Origin of the sequence: Nocardia sp. NPDC004604, assembly GCF_040609795.1 — a bacterium.
Taxonomy (GTDB): Bacteria; Actinomycetota; Actinomycetes; order Mycobacteriales; family Mycobacteriaceae; genus Nocardia.
Window position 1 is genome coordinate 1 of the sequence record NZ_JBEXLC010000155.1, and the last position, 20,854, is coordinate 20,854.

A 20,854-nucleotide genomic window follows, 5' to 3' on the forward strand; every position below is an offset into this window, starting at 1 on the left:
ACGGCAGCGCGCCTTCCACCTGCACGCGGACCCAGAAAACGTGTCCTGGTTCGCTGCGCTGGGGCCGCACACCGAGAATCGTCGCCGACCCGGCGACGCCGTGCATCAGCAACTCGCGCCGCTGCCCATCCGATAACGTACCGGCGCGTAGCCCGAAGTTCCGTGACCCTCGACTGCGCAGTACCCACCCCGTACTAACCGACGCCAGGTTCATGGACGTCAACGTTAGCTGGAGTGTGGTCAGAGTCACAGCAATACCACCGACTACCCTGTTGGCCATGACCGCTGAGTTCCCGACCATTCCCGACGATCTCAAGCCCGCCGACGGACGGTTCGGCTGTGGCCCCTCCAAGGTGCGCCCGGAGCAGTTGCAGTCTCTGGTCTCCGTCGGCGCCTCGGTATTCGGAACCAGCCACCGGCAGAAGCCGGTCAAGGACGTGGTCGCGCGCGTGCGCAAGGGCCTGCGCGAACTCTTCGCCCTGCCCGACGGCTACGAGGTGGTGCTCGGTAACGGCGGCACCACGGCGTTCTGGGATGCCGCCGCATTCGGCCTGATCCGGGAGCGCTCGCTGCATCTGACCAACGGTGAGTTCAGCTCGAAGTTCGCCGCGGTGGCCAAGGGCAACCCGTTCATCGGCGATCCGATCGTGGTCTCCGCCGAGCCGGGCAGTGCACCCGAACCGGTTGCGGATCCCTCGGCCGACCTGATCGGCTGGGCGCACAACGAAACCTCCACCGGCGTCTCGATCCCGGTGCAGCGTCCGGCGGGTTCGGAGAACGCGCTGATCGCCATCGACGCCACCTCCGGTGCGGGCGGTCTGCCGGTGAACATCACCGATGCCGATGTCTACTACTTCGCCCCGCAGAAGTGCTTCGCCTCCGACGGCGGCCTGTGGGTCGCGCTGATGAGCCCGGCCGCACTGGCTCGAGTCGAGGAGATCAAGGCCTCGGGTCGCTGGACCCCCGAATTCCTTTCGCTGCCGATCGCGATCGACAACAGCACCAAGGACCAGACCTACAACACCCCGGCACTCGGCACTCTGCTGCTTTTCGCCGACCAGATCGAATGGCTCAATGGCAACGGCGGGCTGGACTGGGCGGTCAAGCGGACGCTGGATTCCTCGTCGCGGCTCTACTCCTGGGCCGAGTCGAGCCCCTACGCCACCCCGTATGTCGCGGATCCGGCACATCGCTCGCAGGTGGTCGGCACCATCGACTTCGCCGATTCGGTCGATGCGGCCGCGGTGGCGAAGGTGCTGCGCGCCAATGGAATCGTGGACACCGAGCCCTACCGCAAGCTCGGCCGCAACCAGCTGCGCGTGGGCATGTTCCCGGCAATCGACCCCGAGGATGTCTCGCAGCTGACGCGTAGCATCGACTGGGTCGTCGAGAAACTGGGGTAAGTCAGCTCGGCAATTGCGACACGCCCACTTTCCGACACGCCGCGCATTAGGGTGCGGCGAATCGATCAGAGCAGACTAGCGGGGCGCGGAAGGTCTTTCGCAGATTTCCGCCCCGCGTGTCCCGCCTCGAGATCATCAGTAGTGCACTACTGTTTCGGAAAGTGGGCGGTGTCGCGAGCCGACGCGATAAGGAGGTAACGGTGCGTGAACTTCGAGTGATCGGGGTGACGCCCGACTCCACGCACATCGTGTGCATCGACACCGAGACCGGCAACAAGTACCGGCTGCCCGCCGACGACAAGCTTCGAGCCGCAGCACGCGGAGACCTTGCCCGATTCGGCCAGATTGAGATCGAGATGGAAGCAACTATGCGTCCCCGCGATATTCAAGCTCGTATCCGCGCCGGGGCATCCGTAGAACAGGTCACCGAGGAATCCGGGATGCCGCTGAGCCGGGTCGAACGGTTCGCCTATCCCGTGCTGCTGGAACGGGCCCGCGCCGCGGAACTAGCGCAGAAGGCCCATCCGGTGCGCGCCGACGGTCCGGCCGTGGAAACCCTTATCGATATCGTCACCGCCGCCTTCACCGAACGCGGGCATACCCTCGAGAACGCCGAATGGGATGCCTGGAAGGACGAAAAGGGCTTCTGGGTCGCCCAATTGCAGTGGCAGAACGGCCGTTCCGAAATCGCCGCGCATTGGCGCTATCAGCCCGACGCGCACGGCGGCTCGGTCTCCCCGCTCGACGATCCGGCCTCGGACCTGATCGATCCCGACTTCGGCCGTGCCCTGCGCGGGCTCGCGACCATCCTCCCGCCGCAGGCCGAAATCGAGGCGCCCGTCGCGCCCGAACCGCCGGTGGAGACTCGGCCCGTGGAGCCCCGCCCCGCCGAGGCGCGTCCGGCGCGCGAGGCCGCGGCGGCACCGGCACGGACGTCGGCACGCAGTCAGCCGACCCTGGACGAGTACTACGAGCAGCGCTCCGTCGCGGCCGGTGGCAGCAGCGCGCCGGTCAGCGCTGGCGGTGCGGCTGCCGCGATTCCGGCCGCCGCGAGCACCAATGCCATTCCGGCCGCGGGTGGTTCCGCCGCTGCCGCCGCGGGGACGAACACCGCTCCATCCGCCGGTGCTGCGCCGGCAGCACCGGCAGCCGGTGCGAGCACCGCCCCACCCGCGCCCACCGCTCCGGCCAAGCCTGCCGCCTCGGCGAAGCCTGCCGCGGAGGAAGCACCGAAGACCAAGGCCGCGCCAGCGAAGGCGGCGCGGAACAAGCGGGGCAAGGCGCCCATGCCGTCGTGGGAAGACGTGCTGCTCGGGGTCCGCAGCTCGGGAAACTGAGTCGAGTTACCCCGGACCGGGTTTCAGGTGCGGGTCCAGCACAGCGACATTCGGCGTCCACCTCACACAACGCTCGAGATGGCGGAACTCGTTCTGGAGAACCCCGCCATCTGCTCTGCTCGATCTTGTTCGCCCTGATCGTCAGCTAACTGTTTGCTGCGAATTTCTGATGCCCGCTGGCGTGTTCGGAGGCGGAAGGTCCATCGCCGAAGCGGGAGAACGGGTAGATTTTTCGTGTGTCGTCGACTTGGTTTGTCGACGTCGGGCGGCTCACCGTAGTGGGAAGTCACGCGAGGACGCCGTGGGTTGCTCGAAGTTAGCGGAGCTGTTTGGTGCAACCATCGGGAGGTGCCGGAAATGCTGTCCAAGGCTTCGTCTCTCTGGTACGTCGACGCACAGGATCCGTTGGCGGTACTCCGCGCGAACCACGATCCGGATCCGGAAGCCGCGCTCGCACTGGCGAAACAGCTGCACGAGGACCGCGACGTCCTGCCCATCATGGTCGGCACGCTGGGCGGTTGCGCGGGGCCGGACGCCGACGAGGTGTACATCGGCTGCTATCCCGGGGTCACCGTGGTCTGCTCGTCGCAGGCGGCACGGGCGCATCCGACGGCACTGCCGGAGTTGCTGGTCCGCCCGCTCGCCTCGGAGCACACCTATCTCGTCTCGTTCGACGCTCACCATGGCTGGGGTTCGTTCGCGCATTGGGAGCGTGGCGAATTCCGGCGCTCGTTCAGTTCGACACGGGTGAACATCCTGGAAGACGAGGGCCTGCCACTGGTGTGGGAGCGCACGTATTGGGCCGGTGATCATCCGGTGCGCTGGCAGGCCGGGGAACTGCCGGACCCGCAGACCCTGCCCTTCGATCCACCCGATTTCGCCGACGCCGCCAATAATGAGTGGCTCGGCTTCCACTACCGGGCCCCGGCTGCCGACGGCGCGCTGATACCGGGTGATATCGCAGTCTGCGGCTTCACCCTCTATCCGAAGGGGCAGGCACCCGCCACAGCCGACCTGATGCCACCCGACGAGCGGCACAACGGCCATACGCGCCCCCGACGCGGCCTACTGAACTGGCTGCGCGGCAAGGATCGCGTCTGTTGAGGTCTAGCCCGACAGTCCGCCGATGATCAGGACCAGCCAGCCGAGCAGAACACCGGCCGCGCCGCCGCCGATGACCCAGCGGGTCACCGGCGCCTGACGCCAGCGCCAGGCGGTGGGCGCGGCGCCGCCGACGGCGACCAGGTTGACCAAGATCGCGAGTATCGGATGTACCTGTGCCAGTGCCGAGCCGAAGGCGTACACCGCGACGGCCGTCAGCAATGCCACCATGGTCGCGACGGAGAGCCCGGCGGCCCACGGGGTCGGATCCTGGTAGGGCTGGTAGGGGCGATATGCGCCATTGGGGAAATAGCTCACGACTGCGCCTCGCTAGCGCTCGGCTCCGTCGTGCGCCACGACGCGCTGTGCTCATGGTTCACTCGCTGACGCTCGCTCACGACTGCGCCTCGCCAGCGCTCGGCTCCATCGCGCACCACGACGCGCTGCGCTTATGGTTCACTCGCTGACGCTCGCTCACGACTGCGCCTCGCCAGCGCTCGGCTCCGTCGTGCGCCACGACGCGCTGCGCTCATGGTTCACTCGCTGACGCTCGCTCACGGCCTCCCCCTCATGACGTCCTCACCCGTTCATAGAACGCCATGGCGGCCGCGGTCGCCACATTGAGCGAATCGGTGCCCGGCGACATCGGAATGCGCGCCCGAATATCGGTGGCTCGCATGGCCTCCTCGGTCAAACCCGGCCCCTCCGCACCGAGCAGCAATGCCACCCGCTCCCCCGTCATTGCCGTGGCCAGGTTCACGGCGACCGGGTTCGGGGTGAGCGCGATGATCTGGAATCCCTTGTTCCGCAACATATCCAACCCACCCGGCCACTGCGGCAGCTGTGCGAACGGCACCCGCAGCACATGTCCCATCGACACCCGCACCGCACGCCGGTACAGCGGATCGGCGCACCGGTCTCCGAACAGGATGGCCTCGACGCCGAGTCCCGCCGCATTCCGGAACATCGAGCCGAGGTTCTCGTGATCGTTCACCCCCTCCAGCACTGCCACCGTCCTGGCCCGCTCGATGACGTCGTCCACACTCAACTCGGCGGGTCTGCCCGCCACCGCGAGTACGCCGCGATTGAGATGGAACCCGACCACCTCCGCCATCACGTCGGCGGTCGTCCGGTAGTACGGCACATCGATGTCCGACAGATCCGCCGCGAGTTCGGCGCGCCGCTTCTCCACTCCGAGCAGCGCGTCCGGCCGAAACCGCGAATCGAGCATCCGCCGTACGACCACCACCCCCTCCGCGATCACCAACCCCTTGCGTCCCGGCAGATCGGGCCGCCGATCCGCGGACTTCAAGTCGCGAAAGTCATCGACCCGCGGATCAGCGGAGTCACCGATATCGATCACTTCGACCACCGCTACATCCTGCCGGGCACCACCTCCCCGCCCGACACCGGTGCCGATCACCGATCCCGAACCTCCCCGATCCCCACTCAGCACCGCACCCGAACCTCGAGCCTGCACACCACACAGCCTCCGGCCACCACACCACCGACATCGATGCCGACGTCCGACCCCCGACCAATCCCCAATGTTCGCTGTTGCGTACGGCTCCGAAGTGGGTGGCAGCCGTGCTCCGCAAGCCGACAAACCAGCGTTCGCCTCGGCGTCCCGTGGCGCAGTCGGGACCGCGCGTTCCGCTCGGCACCCCATGCCGCAGAGCTTCAGATCCGGCCGTCGGCGAGTCGCGCGGCATGTCGGTCTGCGGGGTATTCGGAACCTCTGCGGGAACTCAGGTGCACCTCTGCTGGCGCGGTAATTCGAGTGCGGGCGGGTGGGCAGGCGTGCGATGGTCGAAGGATGACGCTGATACCCGGCATCACCATTAGGTCGGCCACCGACGACGATGTGGCGGCCATTCAGTTGCTCGGCGACACTTCGTTCGGCATGCGTAGTGAACCGGAGCGCGCGCAGCTACGGGCGCAGGTCTTTCCGACCGATGAGGCCATCGTCGCCGTCGACGACGGTCGCATCGTCGGACATGCTAAGTCCACCCGGATGACACTGACGGTGCCCGGCGAGCGCACGGTCGAGGTCTGCGGCATTGCCGGGGTCGGTGTCGCGCCGATGCATCGGCGGCGCGGAATTCTGCGGGCCATTTATACCGAGCAGCATCGGCGCACCGAGGAGGCCGGGCTCGCGCTGACCATTTTCACCGCGAGTCAGGGAGCCATCTACGGCCGGTTCGGATACGGCCCGACCATTCGGGAGAACGCGGTCTCGATCGATCGGCGGTTCGTCGAATTCCTACCGTCGGCCCCCGATCCGGGCGGTGTGGTGCTCAGCACCATGGCCGACGCGGGCGAGCCGATACGCGCGATCTACGACCGGTGGCGTCGCCTGGTGCCCGGCGCGCAGCGGCGTCCCGAGGCCCGCTGGAAAATAGACCTCGCCGATTCGCCCGCCTTCCGCAATGGCAGCAGTGAGCTTTTCGCATTCCTGCACCCGGACGGGTACGTGCTGTACCGGTACAACCGTCGCGAACGCACCATGACCGCGGTCGTCGAGGAGATGCGCGCGATCACCCCAGAGGCGCATATCGCGTTGTGGCGGGCGCTATTCGGATTGGAACTGTGCAGCCACATCGAGGCGGCGCTCACCGACAACGATCCGCTCCCGCATCTGCTCACCGATCTCCGACTGGTGCGCACGCAGGCACGCTATGACGCATTGTGGTTGCGGCTCATGGACGTTCCCGCCGCGCTGACGGCACGTTCGTATCTGCGCGATCTGAATGTCGTACTCGCGGTGCAGGATCCGTTCCGCAATGCGGGCGGCAGCTTCGAACTCACGGTGCGTGACGGCGTCGCCGAATGTGTGCCGACCAACCGGACGCCCGACTTCGAACTCGGCATCGACGTGCTCGCCAGCATGTACCTCGGCGCGTATCCGGCGCGGGTCTTCGCGGGGGCCAACCGGCTGCAGGCCAAGGACGCCGCGCAGCTGCGCGCACTCGACGAGGCGTTCGGCGCGGAGCGGGACGCGGTGCTGGGTTGGTTCTTCTGAGCTGGGTTGGTTCTTCTGAGCCGGGCCGGTCCTGCTGAGCCGGATCGGTTCCACCGAGCGATCGGTTCTGCTGAGCCAGGCCGGTCCTGCCGAGCCAGGCCGGTCCCGCCGAGCCAGGCCGGTCCCGCCGAGCCAGGCCGGTCCCGCCGAGCCGGATCGGTTCCGCCGAGCCGGTCCCGCCGAGCCGAATCGGTTCCGCCGAGCGATCGGTTCCGCTGAGCCGGGGTCAGTTCCGCCGAGCCGAATCGGTTCCGCCGAGCGATCGGTTCCGCTGAGCCGGGGTCAGTTCCGCCGAGCCGAATCGGTTCCGCCGAGCCGGCCCAGTTCCACCGAGCCGGTCCCGCCGAGCCGAATCGGTTCCGCCGAGCGATCGGTTCCGCTGAGCCGGGGTCAGTTCCGCCGAGCCGGGCCGGTCCCGCCAACCCGGACCAGTTCCGCCAAGTCGAGCCGGTCCCGCCGAGCCGGACCAGTCCCGCTGAGGCGGGTCAGTTCCGATGGGCTGGGCCGGTGCTGCGAATCGGGGTTGTCCCCGAGCCCACGTCGTACTCCGGAGTGATGTCCGGATATGCGGTGGGCTGGCATGCTGGAACTATGAAGCCGATTCAGCTGGTGCTCAATATCCTGTGGCTCGTATTCGTCGGGTTCTGGATGGCGCTCGGCTACATCCTGGCGGGCCTCATCTGCTGCATCCTGATCATCACCATCCCGTGGGGTATCGCGTCGTTCCGGATCGCGGCCTATGTGCTGTGGCCGTTCGGACGGACCACGGTCGAAAAGCCTTCCGCAGGCGTGGGGTCGATGATCGGCAATATCATCTGGTTCCTGGTGGCCGGTTGGTGGCTGGCGCTCGGGCACCTGTTCACCAGCATCCCGCTGTTCATCTCGATCATCGGCATCCCCTTCGGCTGGGCAAACCTCAAGCTCATCCCGGTCTCGCTGTTCCCGCTCGGGCGCGAGATCGTCGCCAGCGATCAGCCGTTCGGGGCGCAGTACGCCCGCGGTGGGTATGTACCTCGCTGATGACCCCGCACTGACGAGGTCACACTCGGCCTACTCCGAGTCGTCGACCAGCTGTTTCATAATGCCGACGGCGCGGGTCAGCACGACCAGCTGATCGTCGGTCAAGGAGGACAGCTGTTCGGTCATCCAGGCCTCGCGGGCGCTGGTCTCATCGGCGATCAAGGCGCGGCCCGCATCCGAGAGCGAGACGATGATCTGACGGCCGTCGGTCGGGTGCGGTTTGCGCTCAACCAGTTCCAGATCGGTCAGCGAGGCGATCACGCGCGTCATCGACGGCGGCTGCACGCGTTCCTTGGCGGCCAGGGCGCCCGGCGTCATCGCACCGTCCCGATGCAGGGTGGCAAGTGCGGAGAGCTGGGTCAGCGAAATCTGCGCGTCGGCGCGCCGTCCTCGCAGATGTCGCGTCAAGCGCACCACCGCGAGCGACAGCTCACCAGCGAGAGCTCGAACATCCGATGGCGTTGTCACAGAGCAGAACGATACGGGACACGCTGGCCGGTGGACGCCTGTTCCCGCAGCTACGCTAGGACTGTGACCCAGAATGTCCCGCAGATACCGCCGCGCTTCACCGATCCACGGCCGGTCCTCGCGGTCGGCAGCATCCTCTGGCTGATCGCCACCATCGTGGTGTGGACCAGCGACCGCTGGGAATCGGCGCGTCCGGTGTGTCTGATGGGTCTTGCGGTGGGGTTGCTCGGTTACACGATCTTCGCGATCCAGCGCCGCGGTGCCCGGCGCGGAGACAAGGGCGCGCAGACCGGGCTATGAGCCGCGCGTTTTTGCGCGTCAGCCCACGTCGAACTCATCGGTGGTGCCGGTGAAGGGCCGCAGCACGCCGTCGGCGCCCAGGCTGTCGGCGAAGTGCCGCATGCGATAGCGGCCCGAGCTGGCGTCGGCGGGGATGTCCCAGGTGAAGCGGGCAACGGATTCGGCGGTGCCGCGTTTGCTCCAGTAGAAGCGCACCGCCCATTCGCCCTCGTTGGCGACCCGCTCCCAATCGCCGGATGCGTTGCGGCGCTGCACTTCCAGGAAGGTGCCATTGCGGCGGGGGTTGTGTTTCGGATGGGCGGAGACGAATTCGGCGGCGACCTGGGTGCCGGGCGGGTAAGCGGCGGCCGGTTGGGTCAGGACATCACCGAAACCGCGGCCCGGGGGTGTGGCATCCGGGCCCGGCGCGGGCTGGAAGTTCGGCTGCAGGTTGGATACATCGCGGGGTGCGGGACCGCGCGGAACCTGCTGGCGGGCGGCGAAAGCCGTTGCCAGCCGGGTGAACTCCTGCTGGTAGGCGGGCAATGTGTAGCGGCCGAACAGGGTCGAGCCACCCTCGTACTGCTGGGAGTCGTACTCCTCCGGGGTGGTGACATATTCGTGGTACGCGTTCGCGTACCCCTGCATCAGCACCTGCTCCAGCCCAACACCGAGCGCGGCGGCCACGGCGCGGCGGATGCGCAGTCCGGAGACAATGGTGAATTCCGCACCGCCGCAGGCCAAGTAGAGCTCACCGATCCGAACGATCTGAATGGGCACCACATTCGGCACCCACGGCACCGGCGGCAGCAACCCCAGCGGCGCCACGATCGCCTTGGGCGCCTGGGCATCCGCGAGCCAGGACGGTGCGGGCTGGCGCGGATCGCCGAGGGCATCGATGAACGGGTTGCGCACGCCCTCCGGGATCGGGAGGCCGGGCAGACCGGGACCGTCCTCGACGCTGCCCGCGATGAGCGAGACGCCCGCGGCGGCGGGTGCGGTATGGCGCGGCTGACCGTCCGGGGTGAACCTGCCGTCGACGGCGGTATCGGCCAGGTCGATATAGCAGAGCATCGAGTCGACCGGACCGCTGATCGACTGTGCGCCCGCCAGTGCGGTTTTCGAGGCCAGATACTGTCGCTCGCCGATGATGCGGGTGTTGTCGAACTCGTCCTCGGTCGGGCCGGAGCCGGGTCGCAGATTCAGGTTCGGGGACATGTCCCCCGCATTGGTCTGCGCGAAGGCCGCCACGAAATCGGCTGAGCCGTCCAGATATCGGACGCCGTGCTCGGTGTGCTCATAGGAGAACGAGGCGTAACCCTTGTTATCCGCGCTGATCAGCCGGTTCTGATTGGTCATGGAGGTGTTGTGGGTGGCGAACCAGGTGATGGCGCCGACCTGTTTGCCGCCCTTGACGAATGACAGCGCCGTCACCGCTGGGTCGATGGCATTCGGGAAGTGCTGTCTATCCGCATCCGGATTGCGTTCGAAGGCCACTCGCGATCGATTGACGCTGGCATCGTGCAGTTCGGCGCGGCCGAGCGCGAGCGTGCCCGGTCCGAGGTCGGCATGTGCTGCGGCGATCGCCTCCACAATGCCGTTCACCTCGGCGTCGTAGACCTGCTGCTGAAATCCGAGGATGGACAGGTTGTACGCGTAGTCGTTGCTGGAGCCGCCGCAGGTCGCATGCGAATGCGTCGAGGTGAGCAGGACGTTCTGTTCGGTGTAGAGATCACCGAAGCGGCGTGCGAGTTCGAGCATGACACCGCGGTGCACGGACTGGAAAATCATGCCGTTCTCCGCGACCGCGAACACGATCCGGCGCGCACCGCTATCGATGATGAATGCGCGGGCGCGCGGGCGCAGATGAATGCCCGCGGTTTGCTGTTCGAACTGCGAATAGCCCATCATTCCGCATTCGGCGGCGGGACCGGTGATGTCGGAGAGGCCGAGTCCGATGCGATAGCCACTCGCACCGGGGGCCGCCGCGGCCTGCGCGCCGAGTGCCGCCGTCATTCCTGGCACGGTTACCACTGTCGCAAGTGCGGCCGAACCCGCCGCGGTTCGGGCCAGCACGGTTCTGCGTGACACCGGCATTCGTGTCTCCCTTCGATCCCATGATGAAGCGAACCACACAACTGGACGCTCGTCCAGTCGAGATTTTCGGCCCTGCGAATTGACTGCGGCGAAGTTGGAGACTTAACTCGCTGAGGTGTCCTCCCGATTGAGCGTCGAAGAACGACGGGCCCACCTTATCGAGGCAGCCATCGGCCTTGCCGAGAAAAAGGGCGTCGCGGGCGTGACCACGCGCGATGTCGCTCAGGCAGCCGGTGTTTCGCTCGGTGTGGTGCATTACTGTTTCGAAAACAAGGACGCGCTGATGACCGAGCTGGTCAAAGCGTTATCGATGGAATTACGCGATTCCGTCGACGCCAATGAAACAGTTTGGCAAGACGTCGGAAGTGGAAAAGAAGCGCTTCAAAAATTGGTGCGTGCCGGACTCGAACTGATGTGGCTCAACATTGAAGCCACACCGGAACGACAACTACTCACCTACGAAACCACTACATATGCGCTACGCGAAGGGGAATCGACCCCGGCGAAACTCGCTATCGCACGCGAACAGTACGCATTCAACGACACCACCGTGGCCGACATCCTCGACCACGCGCGCGATGCGACCGGTTGCCGTTGGTCGGTACCGGTGCAGACGCTGAGTCGCTTCACCCTGAACGTGATCGATGGGGTCGTGCTGCGCTGGCTGGTCGACAACGACAGCGAAAAGGTGCGCGGGCAGCTGGATCTGCTCAGCGAGATGGTCACCAGCTACGCGGAGTAGGTCGACACTCTCCTGGGATGGGTTATCGGCTGCGCTCAGGCCGAGGGGTGTGGGGTTTGCACGTGGGTGGTGGTTCCGTCGCGCCACCACGGGACGGCGATCGTGGCTTCCAATGCGCCGTGCAGGCGGATCCGTAGCTCGCCGTGGAGCACCAGCTCACCTTCTTCGGGCAGCGTGAACAGTTGGCGCAGCACGATTCCCAGTGGTTCGGCGGACCATGTGGTGCGGCGGCCCGTGCTGGCCACCTCGGCGGTGATCGACTCGGAGACCAGGGGCAGGTCGAGCAGGGTCGCGAGGGCGGGCGCGGTGGCGATATCGCCCGCTACCAGGCGGTCCGGGGATAGGGCGAGGCCGAACCAGGGCTGGTCGAGTACCCAGACATCGTCGGGGTGCACAACCGCCGAGGACAGGGCGCGTACCCGGTCGGGCAGCTCGAGCTCGGTCAGGTCCAATTGGTCCGCGGCCACGGCGGCGGCCAGGCGGGCGTGGGTTCGGGAAACCACCTCGGGCGTTGGGGTTTTCGTCGGATCGGCGAGGGCGTCGAGGAGGGCGGCAGCCAGTTCGTGGGTGATGGCATTCGGATTCGCCAGGACCGCGCGCATGACAGCGGAATCCAGGCCGGAAAGTTCGAACGCGGGCAGCAGGTCGGCGAATTCGGTATCCGCGGGATGGCGAAGCAGCCCGAGCGGGATGCCGGCTATGCGTGCATGGCTGCGCAGCCACCACGCCGTATAGCCATCGGGATCGGTGAGCAGCCGGTGGGTGCGCGGGACGGCTGCCAACTGCCGCAATGCCGCTGGCCAGCACGACTCGGCGACCAGGTCCAGGTCACGGACGGCGGCCAGCTCCGGCGGGTCCTCGGGCAGGCCCGTCCACCAGCGCTCCTCGTCGTCCAGGTGATGATCCGGACCGGTGGGATCGGATTCGACGACAATGCTGAAATCCCATCCGACGCCGACCGCTCGCAGCGCATCGGCGCCGTAGCGGTCCACCAGGTCCGCCGCGACGGTGCCGAACGGCGAGTCGGCCACCAGCAGTGCGCGCAATGGGGCATCGGGGAGCAGCAATTCGTCGGCGGGCAGCAATTCCCCGGTGCTGTCCGGTAATTCGAGCAGGCCGAGCCAGGACGGGAGCGCCGATGGATCGGCGTGCGCGGCCAACCGCAGTACCGCATCGACGGTGTCCGGATCGTCCGGCTGATCTTCCAACTCGGCGCGCAACCCGGGATCGGTCAACAGATCCTCGGCGGTGGCCGAACGTGCGCCGAGCCGCGCGAGCAGCGGATGGACCGCCTCCGGATGCACCAGCCGGGCCCAGTGCACCGGTATCGCGACCTCGAGTTGATCGTCCAAAACGACTGTGCGCGGACCGGTTACCAGCCGACCGTCGGCCAGCGGCACCGCGAGCGCACCCAGTTCCTCGGCCGCCAATGGATCGACAACATACGGCTCCAATGCCGCATACAACGAATGCCACCACGTCGGCGACCGCTCCAGGCCGCCCGAAAGCTCCGCCAGCCGAGCCAATCCGATCCGGTGCACGTCGAGCACACCCAGCGCCTCGGTATGCGCCCGCCCCGACAGTTCGGGAATCACCAACGGCCCGACCACATCGTCGAGCAATTCGGCCAATTCCCCACTCAGACCTGTGAATACGCTCGCGCGCGTCGGGACCGTGGTCGTTGCTGGAGACGCGATTGCGGGCGTACCCGCCGCCGGCACCTCGAACTCGGCATCGAGCGGAGCGGCGATCTTGCCGACTCTGCTCCCGTCGACCGCAATGGGCTCACCAGGCTCCGTGACGCCCGCACGCGTCGGCACCGCAGTCATTCCCGGGCCATCAGGCGATTCCGCGACGCCCGGAGTGGCCGCAGCCGAGTCCTCGGACTCAACGTCGAGCGGACCGGTGTCCTCACCGACGCCGATCCCACCGATCGCAATGGGCTCACCAGGCTCCGTGACGCCCGCGTGCATCGGCACCGCAGTCATTCCCGGGCCATCAGGCGATTCCGCGACACCCGGAGTGGCCGCAGCCGAGTCCTCGGACTCAACATCGAGCGGACCGGTGTCCTCACCGACGCCGATCGCAGTGCGCTCATGAGACGTAATGCCCTGCGCCGGTGTGAGGTCCGTGGGCAATGAGGTGAGTGGACCGGCGACGGCGTCAGGGGGTGAGTCGTCCGGAAATGCCCAGCTCTCCGATTCCGCCGCATCGGAGCCCGAGAGGGGCCCGTCGGCGGAGGTCGGGCGGGCGGTTACGACAGGGAGCCAGGAGTGGGTCTGGAGTTCGCGGACCAGGGCCTCGCGCAGCAGGCCATCGACCTCGCCGCGGGCGAATCCCGGGACGGGGACCAGGACGAGGCGATCGCGGGGCGGGAGTGCGCGGGCGAAATCGGCATAGCCCTCGGCCAATTCGGCGATGTGGCCACCGGGCAGCAGCCGTCGGCGGTCCGGCTGCATGGGGATATCGGCGATCAGGAGGGCCGGTAGCGACAGCTCCTCGTCGGATCGGGTGGGTGCGCGCAACACATCGGGCGCGGCGGGCACCGGCCTGCCAGCGCGCACCGGCAGCAGCCAGCGCGCTCTGGCCGTACGGAACTCCCACCAAGTCCGCCGTTCCGCTCCGGGCCCGTCGATGCGCACCGCCCGGATCCCGGCCGTCGGATGACTGCCGGGGGCGCTGCGCTCGGGCTGGTGCGGATTGTGCAGATCGGTGACGGTGCTGGTCAGTTCGTCATCGCCGATTCGGATGTGCTGCAGGGCGGGGAGTTCCAACAGGAGGTCGGCGGCTTCGGCGCGCATGGCGGCAAGGAGGTTTTGCGGATCGACATCCGGGCGCAGGGTGAGCACGATCTCGGTATCCGTGCCCTGCGCTGGGGCGGCTTCGATCGGCCAGGCCAGGCGCAGGACGGGTGGGGTGAAGGTGTCGGCCGGCTCCGGGATGGTGATCGCGTTGTCGCGCAGGGCCTTCCAGGTGAGGTCGCGGGAGAAGTGGAGGGATCCGGTGGTCGATCGCACCTCGATCTCATCGCTTACCGTGCGCACCGCGGTGAACCCAACGCCGAATCGGCCCACGCTCGTCGCGGGATCGGCCTTGCCGGAGGCACGCAACGCCGTAAGCGCGTGCACACCGGAAATATTGAGCGGCGCACCGGTATTCGAGATGTGCAGGACATCACCGACCAGACGCACAACCAGCCGCCCAGGCACCCCGGCCTTGGCCGCCGCATCCGCAGCATTCTGCGCCAGCTCCGTCAGCAGCCGATCCCGATAACCCGCCCGCACGAGATCCGCCTCGGTCGCGGCATCCTCCCGCAACCGAGTCGGCGAATCCCGCCACGCCGCGAGCACTCCCGCGCGCAGCCCCGTCGTACCGAACGGATCGAACGCCCCGCCGCTCACCCTTGCAGCGCTGACCCGAACCCCGGCCACCCCGCATCCCCCGAGCCGCCACCCTCAGCCCCCGCGGCCGTATCAGCGACACCGTCGTCCGCAGCGCCGTCAACCGCCTCCGCACCCGATTCCGACTGCGAGGCAACGCCCTCAGCATCGCCGAGATCCGATCCCGGCTGCGACACCGCAGCATCAGTCCCCGAATCGGAAGCATCTGTGCCCGACTCGACCACATCCTGATCAGCCGACACCGCGCCCGCACCCGGCTCCGATACAACTGCTTCGGCACCGCGTTCAACAGCAGCGGCATCCACACCGCTCTCCGTCGCCACAGCGTCGGGGGCAGCCTCGCCAGTAGCATCACTGATGACAGCCGCACCGTCGATCCCGTCATCTGCAGCAGCGCGGGCCGAATCCGGCTGCAACACAACGGCCTCAGCATCGCCGAGAGCCGAATCCGGCTGCGACACCGCAGCATCGGTGGCCGACTCGACCACATCCTGACCGCTCGCGCCAGCATCTGAGCCAGGCTCCGACACGAACGCTTCGGCACTGCGCTCAGGAGCAGCATCACCTGCCGCGCCGATTGTCGCCGTGGACTCGCCAGCGGCAACAGTCACGGCGGTCACATCGTTCGACCCGACCTCGCCACCTGCGGGAGAACTCGGTTCGACACCGACGGTCGGTGTTGTCGAAGAATCGTCGACCGCAGACGGACCGGATACCGCGTCGGCGATCGGCGCATTGCCCGCGTCGGATACGACGGGCTCAACCACCGCAATCGGCTCGGCGACAACATCGTTGCGCGAGGCAGTCGGGGCGATCGCAGTGTTCGGCTCCGGTGCACCACCGGCACCCGCATGAGGTGCAACACCAGAGATGGTGTCCGCCTCTGGCGCAACGACATTCGACTCAGCCGAAGTGCCCGCCACAACATCACCTGGCAGAGCTGCGCCACCGGACTCGACCGGCGTACCCGACTCGGCCGTATCACCGGCCGCCGTGGTGCTCGGTTCGACCGAGGCGGCCTCGACCACCACGGGACCCGACGCCTGATCATCCGGCTCGACCGAAGTCTCCACTGCGACACCGTCACCCGACGCAGACCAGTCACCCGGCTCGACAGCGATCGGCTCCGCTGCGGGAGCGGGGGTCAGATCTGTGACAGCCTCGGGGCTGGTTGTGGTCGGTGCAGAATGCTCGACTGCCGTATTCGAGTCGGCCGCAACCTCGCTCGTTGCGGTGTCGGCACCGGGCTGGGCCCCGATCCTCGGCTCGGCAATAACATCGGCCGATGCAGAGGGCACACCGGGCTCGATCGTGGTTGACAGGGTCTGATCCGAGGCAGCCTCGACAATGGGCTCGCTGGCCTCGACCACCTGCTGGTCATCCGGCTGCGTGAAGCTCTGCTCAACCGCCGTATTCGACTCGGCCGCAACCTCGCCCGACGCGGCGGTGTCGGCATCTGGGGTGAGCGCACTGCGTGACTCAGCCGCGACATCGCCGGATGGGGCTTCGACGTCGCGGTCGAGCACGTTGAGCGACTGAGCCGCAGCATCACCCGACGCGACCTCGTCACCGGACTCGCCCGCAACAACCGACTCCGCAACATCACCCGACGGGGCATCGGCATCGCGCTCGCCCGCGACGACCGACTCGGCGACAACATCACCCGAACCAGGCACAGTGCCGGGCTCGACCGAAGTCGATTCGGTCAGGTCCGTGGCAGTCTCGGTAGTGGACTCGCTCGGCGCGACGACGCCTTCTCCATTCGGCACCTCGACGCTCTGCTCGACAGTCGCAGCCGAATCGGCCACAGTGTCGCTCGCTGCGGTCTCCGCGTCCTCGGCCGCAACGGCAGGACCGGTGGCGAGCGCCGACGCATCAGCCGAACCCGCACCACTGTCCGGCTTGCGCAGCGCCTCCGCCGGGACGACATCGAAGGCGTCGTCGTCGTAGGCCTCGTACAGCGGAGATCCGCCGCCGGTCGGGACTTCTACGTCGGAGTGGGCGCCGCAGCCGTATTCGACGTGGACCACTCGGCCGTCCGCGCCCATGGCATTGCCGCAGACGCCGAAGGCGGCGCGCAACGAACCCGCCAGCGGGAGGTAGAAGCCACAGCGGCCGCAGGTGGATGGGGCGGCCTTGGCCATATCGGTTTCGGGGCCGAATTCGGCGTACCAGCGTTCGGCGGCCGCTTCGCGGCCCTCGCGGCTGAGCACCTTGGTGCGGCCGAGGCCGATCTCCATGGCGACCTCGTCGACGGCCGGGTCGCCGCTGGCGACGTAGCCGGGCACCAGGCGCGGATCGTCGACGGGCGGGGCGAGCAGATCACCGGGCGCCAGATCGCCGGGCCGGATCCGCTGCTCCCACGGAATGAAGTCGGGTGCGACCAGCGCGTCCGGGCCGGGCAGCAGCGCCGACTCGCTCACCGTCGCGTAGGTCGCGTCGGGCGGGGCCGCCACCACGACGGCCCACTGCCAGCCGCGATAGCCGGACAGGGTGGCCTCGAATCGGTGGGTCGCGGCGGTCTCGTCCTCCGCGGTGACGCCGAGATGCGCGCCGACGCCGGTGGGTTCCAGCTCCAAGAGCGCACGGCGGGCCACGTCGACGGCATCGGCAAGGATCGGCCGCACGCCGGACTGCGAAACAGATACTGCGCTCACGGCCTACATTTTGCCGTATGGAGCGCAATCGGCGTTCGTTGGCCGTCGTTGTCCTGATCAGCCTGCTCGGATTAACCGGGTGCCGCGGGTCCGGCGACGATCCGCCGCGACTACGCATCGAGGTGGTCGGCACCCGCCCGCACGATCCGAGGGCGTTTACCGAGGGGCTGGAGGTCGACGGCACCGTGCTCTACGAGAGCACCGGCATGCCGGGCGCGTCGCGCGTGCGCGCCACCGATCTGACCACCGGCAACGAACTGACCAGCGTCGAACTGCCCGCACCCCACTTCGGCGAAGGGGTCACCAAGGCGGGTGCCACCTTGTGGCAGCTCACCTGGCAGGACCAGGTGGCGATCGCCCGCGATCCGGTGACCTTGGCCGAACGATCCCGAGCGTCCTACGAGGGTGAGGGCTGGGGTCTGTGCACCCGCGCGGGCAGGCTGGTGATGAGCAACGGGTCCGACACCCTCACCTTCCGCGACCCGCTCACCTTCGCCCCCACCGGCACCGTCACACTCACGACCCACAACAACGTGCACCTGAACGAACTCGATTGTGCCGCCGACGGTTCGATCTACGCCAATTCCTACCCCACCGACGAGATCCTGCGCATCGATCCGGAAACTGGTGAGGTCCTCGCCGTCATCGATGCCGGCGGCCTGCTCCCGGCCACCGTCCGGGCGGGCACCGATGTGCTCAACGGCATCGCCCAACTCCCCGGTACCGACCATTTCCTGATCACCGGCAAATACTGGCCGACGATATTCGAGGTCAGATTCGTACCGGAGTGAGCTCGCTGCACTCGCTCGTGCCGGAGCCGAGCGTCAGCGAGGCGCAGGCATGAGCGAGCCAGGTCACCTTTCCGGACGGCTTGAGGCCGCAATTGAACCCAAGTCGCCGATGTACGACAGAATTGGGGACGTGACTACTCCCCGCGATCCCTCCGGTTCCGACCGTGGTCCGTGGGATGGCGAGGAGTCCCCACCGATCCAGCGTCACCCCGGCTACGACCGCTACCCGCCACCCCATACGCCGCCCCGTCGGTCTCCACTACCGCCGCTGCCACCGGAGCCACAAGGCCGCGAACCCCAACGCAACGAACCGCGGCGCAACGAACCACCCGCCACCAAGCCACTACCCGGCGGATCCGCGAAAGCATCGGCCCCGCAACCGGAGCCCGAAACCGCATCCGGCAATGCCGAGCCCCAGCGCACCCCACGCAAGCTGACCGTCACCCGCGTCGCCGCGATGCGCGGCCGCGAACTCACCTCCCGCGGCGTCGCCACCTTCCAGCGCGCCGCCAAGGCCGACGGTGCCGATAAATCCGGCCTCACCGCACTCACCTACGCCACCATGGCGAATTTCGCGCTCGACGCCGCGATCGCGGTGGCCCTGGCCAATACGCTGTTCTTCGCCAGCGCCACCGCGGAGAGCAAGACGAAGGTCGCGCTGTACCTGTTGATCACCATCGCCCCGTTCGCGGTGATCGCCCCACTCATCGGCCCGATGCTCGACCGCCTGCAGCGCGGCCGCAGACTCGCGCTGGCCACCTCCTTCGGCCTGCGCGCGGTGGTCGCGGTGGTGCTGATCATGGCCTTCGACAGCTGGGCGCTGTACCCGCTCGCCCTGTGCATGATGATCGGCAGTAAATCGTTCTCGGTGCTCAAGAGCGCGGTGACGCCCCGCGTGCTGCCACCCGAAATCGACTTGGTGCGCACCAATTCTCGGCTCACCGTCTTCGGTCTGGTCGGCGGCACCATCGGCGCGGGCGCGGTTGCCGCACTGGCCGCCGCCATCGCGGGTTCCAATGGCGCACTGGTCTTCGCCACCGCGATCGCGATCGCCGGCACCTGGCTGAGCCTGCGCATCCCGCGCTGGGTCGAGGTCACCGAGGGCGAGGTCCCAGCGACCCTGAGCTATCACGCCAATACCGAAGTGCTCGATCCGACGACCGAAGCCACGGTTCCGCCGCGCAAGCGCAGGCAGCCACTCGGCCGCGCGGTCGTCACCGGACTGTGGGGCAATAGCGCCATCCGCATACTGACCGGCTTCCTCACGTTCTATGTGGCCTTCGTCGCCAAGTCCACCGAACACGGCGGCTGGCAGCAGGCGGCCATGCTCGGCGTGGTCGGCGTCGCCGCGGCCGTCGGCAATTTCGTCGGCAACGCCACCGGCGCCCGGATCAAACTGGGTAAACCGTCACTGGTCGTGCTCGGCTGCACCGCGGCCTGCTGCGCGGTGGCCCTGCTCGCGGTTTTCCTGAACAATCTGCTCGGCGCCGCATTGGCGACCCTGGTCGCGGCGGCGGCGAGCGCGCTGGCGAAGGTATCGCTGGATGCCTCCATCCAGGACGATCTGCCGCCCGAATCGATCGCCTCCGGCTTCGGCCGTTCCGAAACCGTATTGCAGCTCAGCTGGGTCATCGGCGGTGCGGCAGGCGTGCTGCTGCCGACCACCTACTGGCAGGGTTTCGCGTTCATCTCCGCGCTCCTGCTGTTCGGCCTGCTACAGACCTTCATAAGCGACCGCGGCCACTCCCTGCTGCCCGGTCTCGGCGGCCACCGCCCCGAACACGCGGAGCAGGAAGTCGCGACGCCCCGACACGCCGACGCCGACCGAGCCGCCCAACGCGGCAGAGAACGCGGTGGCGACACTAAGCACATGCAACGAGGCACAGGAGATCCGATCTGGTGAACAAGCCAAGTACCCGCACCGTCGTCGCGCTGGCCGTGGCGGCCCTATTGGTGTTCACTGTCGCCTTCGTCGGCGTGCTGACGGTGCTCGTCCGCAGAGCCGAGCACCCCGATCCGACCGTCACCGCATATGCCCACGGCAGGACCGTCACGGTCGAGCCGTTCCTGTACTGCACGGTGAAGCTGGAGGAATGCAAGTACGGCGAGACCACCGTGCTCGATGTCCCCGCCGGATATCCGCTGCAGCTGTCGCTGCCGAAGAAGATCGCCGATGCGCCCTGGCTGGCTCAGCTGGTCTACACCCTGCCCACCGGTGAAAAGGTGGATCGGGTGGTGAGCCGCAACGACTTTCCCGAGGGCGCGCTCGCCGTCACCATCGACTCGAAGCCGGAGCCCGAACTTCGGCTCGTCGGTGTCGAATTGCAGCTGCCGATCCTCGCGCGCGATGAGACCGGCCGGGAGTTCTACGTTCCGCACGCGGCCTGGTCGATCAGCACGGCACCGTAGCGACTGCTTGCAGGTCGCTCGAAAGGGTCGGCAGCGACTGCTTGCAGGTCGCTCGAAAGGGTCGGCAGCGACTGCTTGCAGGTCGCTCGAAAGGGTCGGCAGCGACTGCTTGCAGGTCGCTCGAAAG

The 20,854-nt window shown here is 67.5% G+C and carries 16 protein-coding genes; 10 read left to right on the top strand and 6 right to left on the bottom strand.

Going from position 1 to position 20,854, the window contains the following annotated elements; genetic code table 11:
* The first annotated feature begins 278 nt into the window (after positions 1-278).
* From serC to ABZW16_RS36265, 3 genes are all read left to right on the top strand, one after another.
* Positions 279-1,403 (top strand): phosphoserine transaminase, encoded by a 1,125-nt coding sequence (gene serC / locus ABZW16_RS36255; protein ID WP_354960648.1) that lies wholly within the window; start codon positions 279-281, stop codon positions 1,401-1,403.
* A 200-nt stretch (positions 1,404-1,603) separates the two neighbouring features.
* Positions 1,604-2,740, top strand: a complete 1,137-nt coding sequence (gene sepH / locus ABZW16_RS36260) for a septation protein SepH (RefSeq protein WP_354960649.1) — start codon at positions 1,604-1,606, stop codon at positions 2,738-2,740.
* A 357-nt stretch (positions 2,741-3,097) separates the two neighbouring features.
* Positions 3,098-3,844 (top strand): hypothetical protein, encoded by a 747-nt coding sequence (locus tag ABZW16_RS36265; protein WP_354960650.1) that lies wholly within the window; start codon positions 3,098-3,100, stop codon positions 3,842-3,844.
* 3 nt (positions 3,845-3,847) lie between these two features.
* On the opposite strand, the gene ABZW16_RS36270 is transcribed toward ABZW16_RS36265, so the two are convergent.
* Both ABZW16_RS36270 and ABZW16_RS36275 read right to left on the bottom strand, forming a co-directional pair.
* Positions 3,848-4,159, bottom strand: coding sequence for a DUF2537 domain-containing protein (locus tag ABZW16_RS36270; protein ID WP_354960651.1), 312 nt, complete (start codon positions 4,157-4,159; stop codon positions 3,848-3,850).
* Between the two features lie 250 nt (positions 4,160-4,409).
* Positions 4,410-5,213 (bottom strand): RNA methyltransferase, encoded by an 804-nt coding sequence (locus tag ABZW16_RS36275; protein WP_354960652.1) that lies wholly within the window; start codon positions 5,211-5,213, stop codon positions 4,410-4,412.
* 444 nt (positions 5,214-5,657) lie between these two features.
* On the opposite strand from ABZW16_RS36275, the gene ABZW16_RS36280 reads away from it, so the two are divergent.
* Positions 5,658-6,863 carry a GNAT family N-acetyltransferase gene (locus tag ABZW16_RS36280; RefSeq protein ID WP_354960653.1) on the top strand — a complete coding sequence of 402 codons (1,206 nt, stop codon included), beginning with the start codon at positions 5,658-5,660 and terminating at the stop codon, positions 6,861-6,863.
* Positions 6,864-7,454: 591 nt separating this feature from the next.
* Positions 7,455-7,883, top strand: coding sequence for a YccF domain-containing protein (locus tag ABZW16_RS36285; RefSeq protein WP_354960654.1), 429 nt, complete (start codon positions 7,455-7,457; stop codon positions 7,881-7,883).
* A 30-nt stretch (positions 7,884-7,913) separates the two neighbouring features.
* On the opposite strand, the gene ABZW16_RS36290 is transcribed toward ABZW16_RS36285, so the two are convergent.
* Positions 7,914-8,351: a MarR family transcriptional regulator gene (locus ABZW16_RS36290; protein ID WP_354960655.1), complete on the bottom strand. Its 438-nt coding sequence runs from the start codon at positions 8,349-8,351 to the stop codon at positions 7,914-7,916.
* A gap of 63 nt (positions 8,352-8,414) precedes the next feature.
* On the opposite strand from ABZW16_RS36290, the gene ABZW16_RS36295 reads away from it, so the two are divergent.
* Entirely contained in the window at positions 8,415-8,651 is a 237-nt protein-coding gene (locus ABZW16_RS36295; RefSeq protein WP_354960656.1) for a DUF2530 domain-containing protein, read from the top strand.
* Between the two features lie 18 nt (positions 8,652-8,669).
* On the opposite strand, the gene ABZW16_RS36300 is transcribed toward ABZW16_RS36295, so the two are convergent.
* A complete protein-coding gene (locus ABZW16_RS36300; RefSeq protein ID WP_354960657.1) occupies positions 8,670-10,727 on the bottom strand; it encodes a neutral/alkaline ceramidase in 2,058 nt (685 codons plus the stop codon).
* A 127-nt stretch (positions 10,728-10,854) separates the two neighbouring features.
* Between ABZW16_RS36300 and ABZW16_RS36305 the strand changes: the two genes are divergently transcribed.
* On the top strand, positions 10,855-11,469 hold the full coding sequence (locus tag ABZW16_RS36305) for a TetR/AcrR family transcriptional regulator (protein WP_354960658.1): 615 nt from the start codon (positions 10,855-10,857) through the stop codon (positions 11,467-11,469).
* 35 nt (positions 11,470-11,504) lie between these two features.
* Here ABZW16_RS36305 and ABZW16_RS36310 read toward each other — a convergent pair whose 3' ends face one another.
* Together ABZW16_RS36310 and ABZW16_RS36315 are read right to left on the bottom strand one after the other, a co-directional pair.
* Positions 11,505-14,870, bottom strand: coding sequence for a hypothetical protein (locus ABZW16_RS36310; protein ID WP_354960659.1), 3,366 nt, complete (start codon positions 14,868-14,870; stop codon positions 11,505-11,507).
* Positions 14,867-17,527, bottom strand: a complete 2,661-nt coding sequence (locus tag ABZW16_RS36315; RefSeq protein WP_354960660.1) for a DUF3027 domain-containing protein — start codon at positions 17,525-17,527, stop codon at positions 14,867-14,869. The genes ABZW16_RS36310 and ABZW16_RS36315 overlap by 4 nt, the downstream gene beginning before the upstream one ends.
* A 17-nt stretch (positions 17,528-17,544) precedes the next feature.
* Here ABZW16_RS36315 and ABZW16_RS36320 point away from each other — a divergent pair, with 17 nt between their 5' ends.
* From ABZW16_RS36320 to ABZW16_RS36330, 3 genes are all read left to right on the top strand, one after another.
* Positions 17,545-18,318, top strand: a complete 774-nt coding sequence (locus tag ABZW16_RS36320; RefSeq protein ID WP_354960661.1) for a glutaminyl-peptide cyclotransferase — start codon at positions 17,545-17,547, stop codon at positions 18,316-18,318.
* 130 nt (positions 18,319-18,448) lie between these two features.
* Positions 18,449-20,221, top strand: a complete 1,773-nt coding sequence (locus tag ABZW16_RS36325) for an MFS transporter (protein WP_354960662.1) — start codon at positions 18,449-18,451, stop codon at positions 20,219-20,221.
* The gene (locus tag ABZW16_RS36330) at positions 20,218-20,727 is read left to right on the top strand and encodes a DUF2771 domain-containing protein (RefSeq protein ID WP_354960663.1); all 510 of its coding nucleotides are present in this window, start codon (positions 20,218-20,220) and stop codon (positions 20,725-20,727) included. The genes ABZW16_RS36325 and ABZW16_RS36330 overlap by 4 nt, the downstream gene beginning before the upstream one ends.
* Positions 20,728-20,854 lie beyond the last annotated feature (127 nt).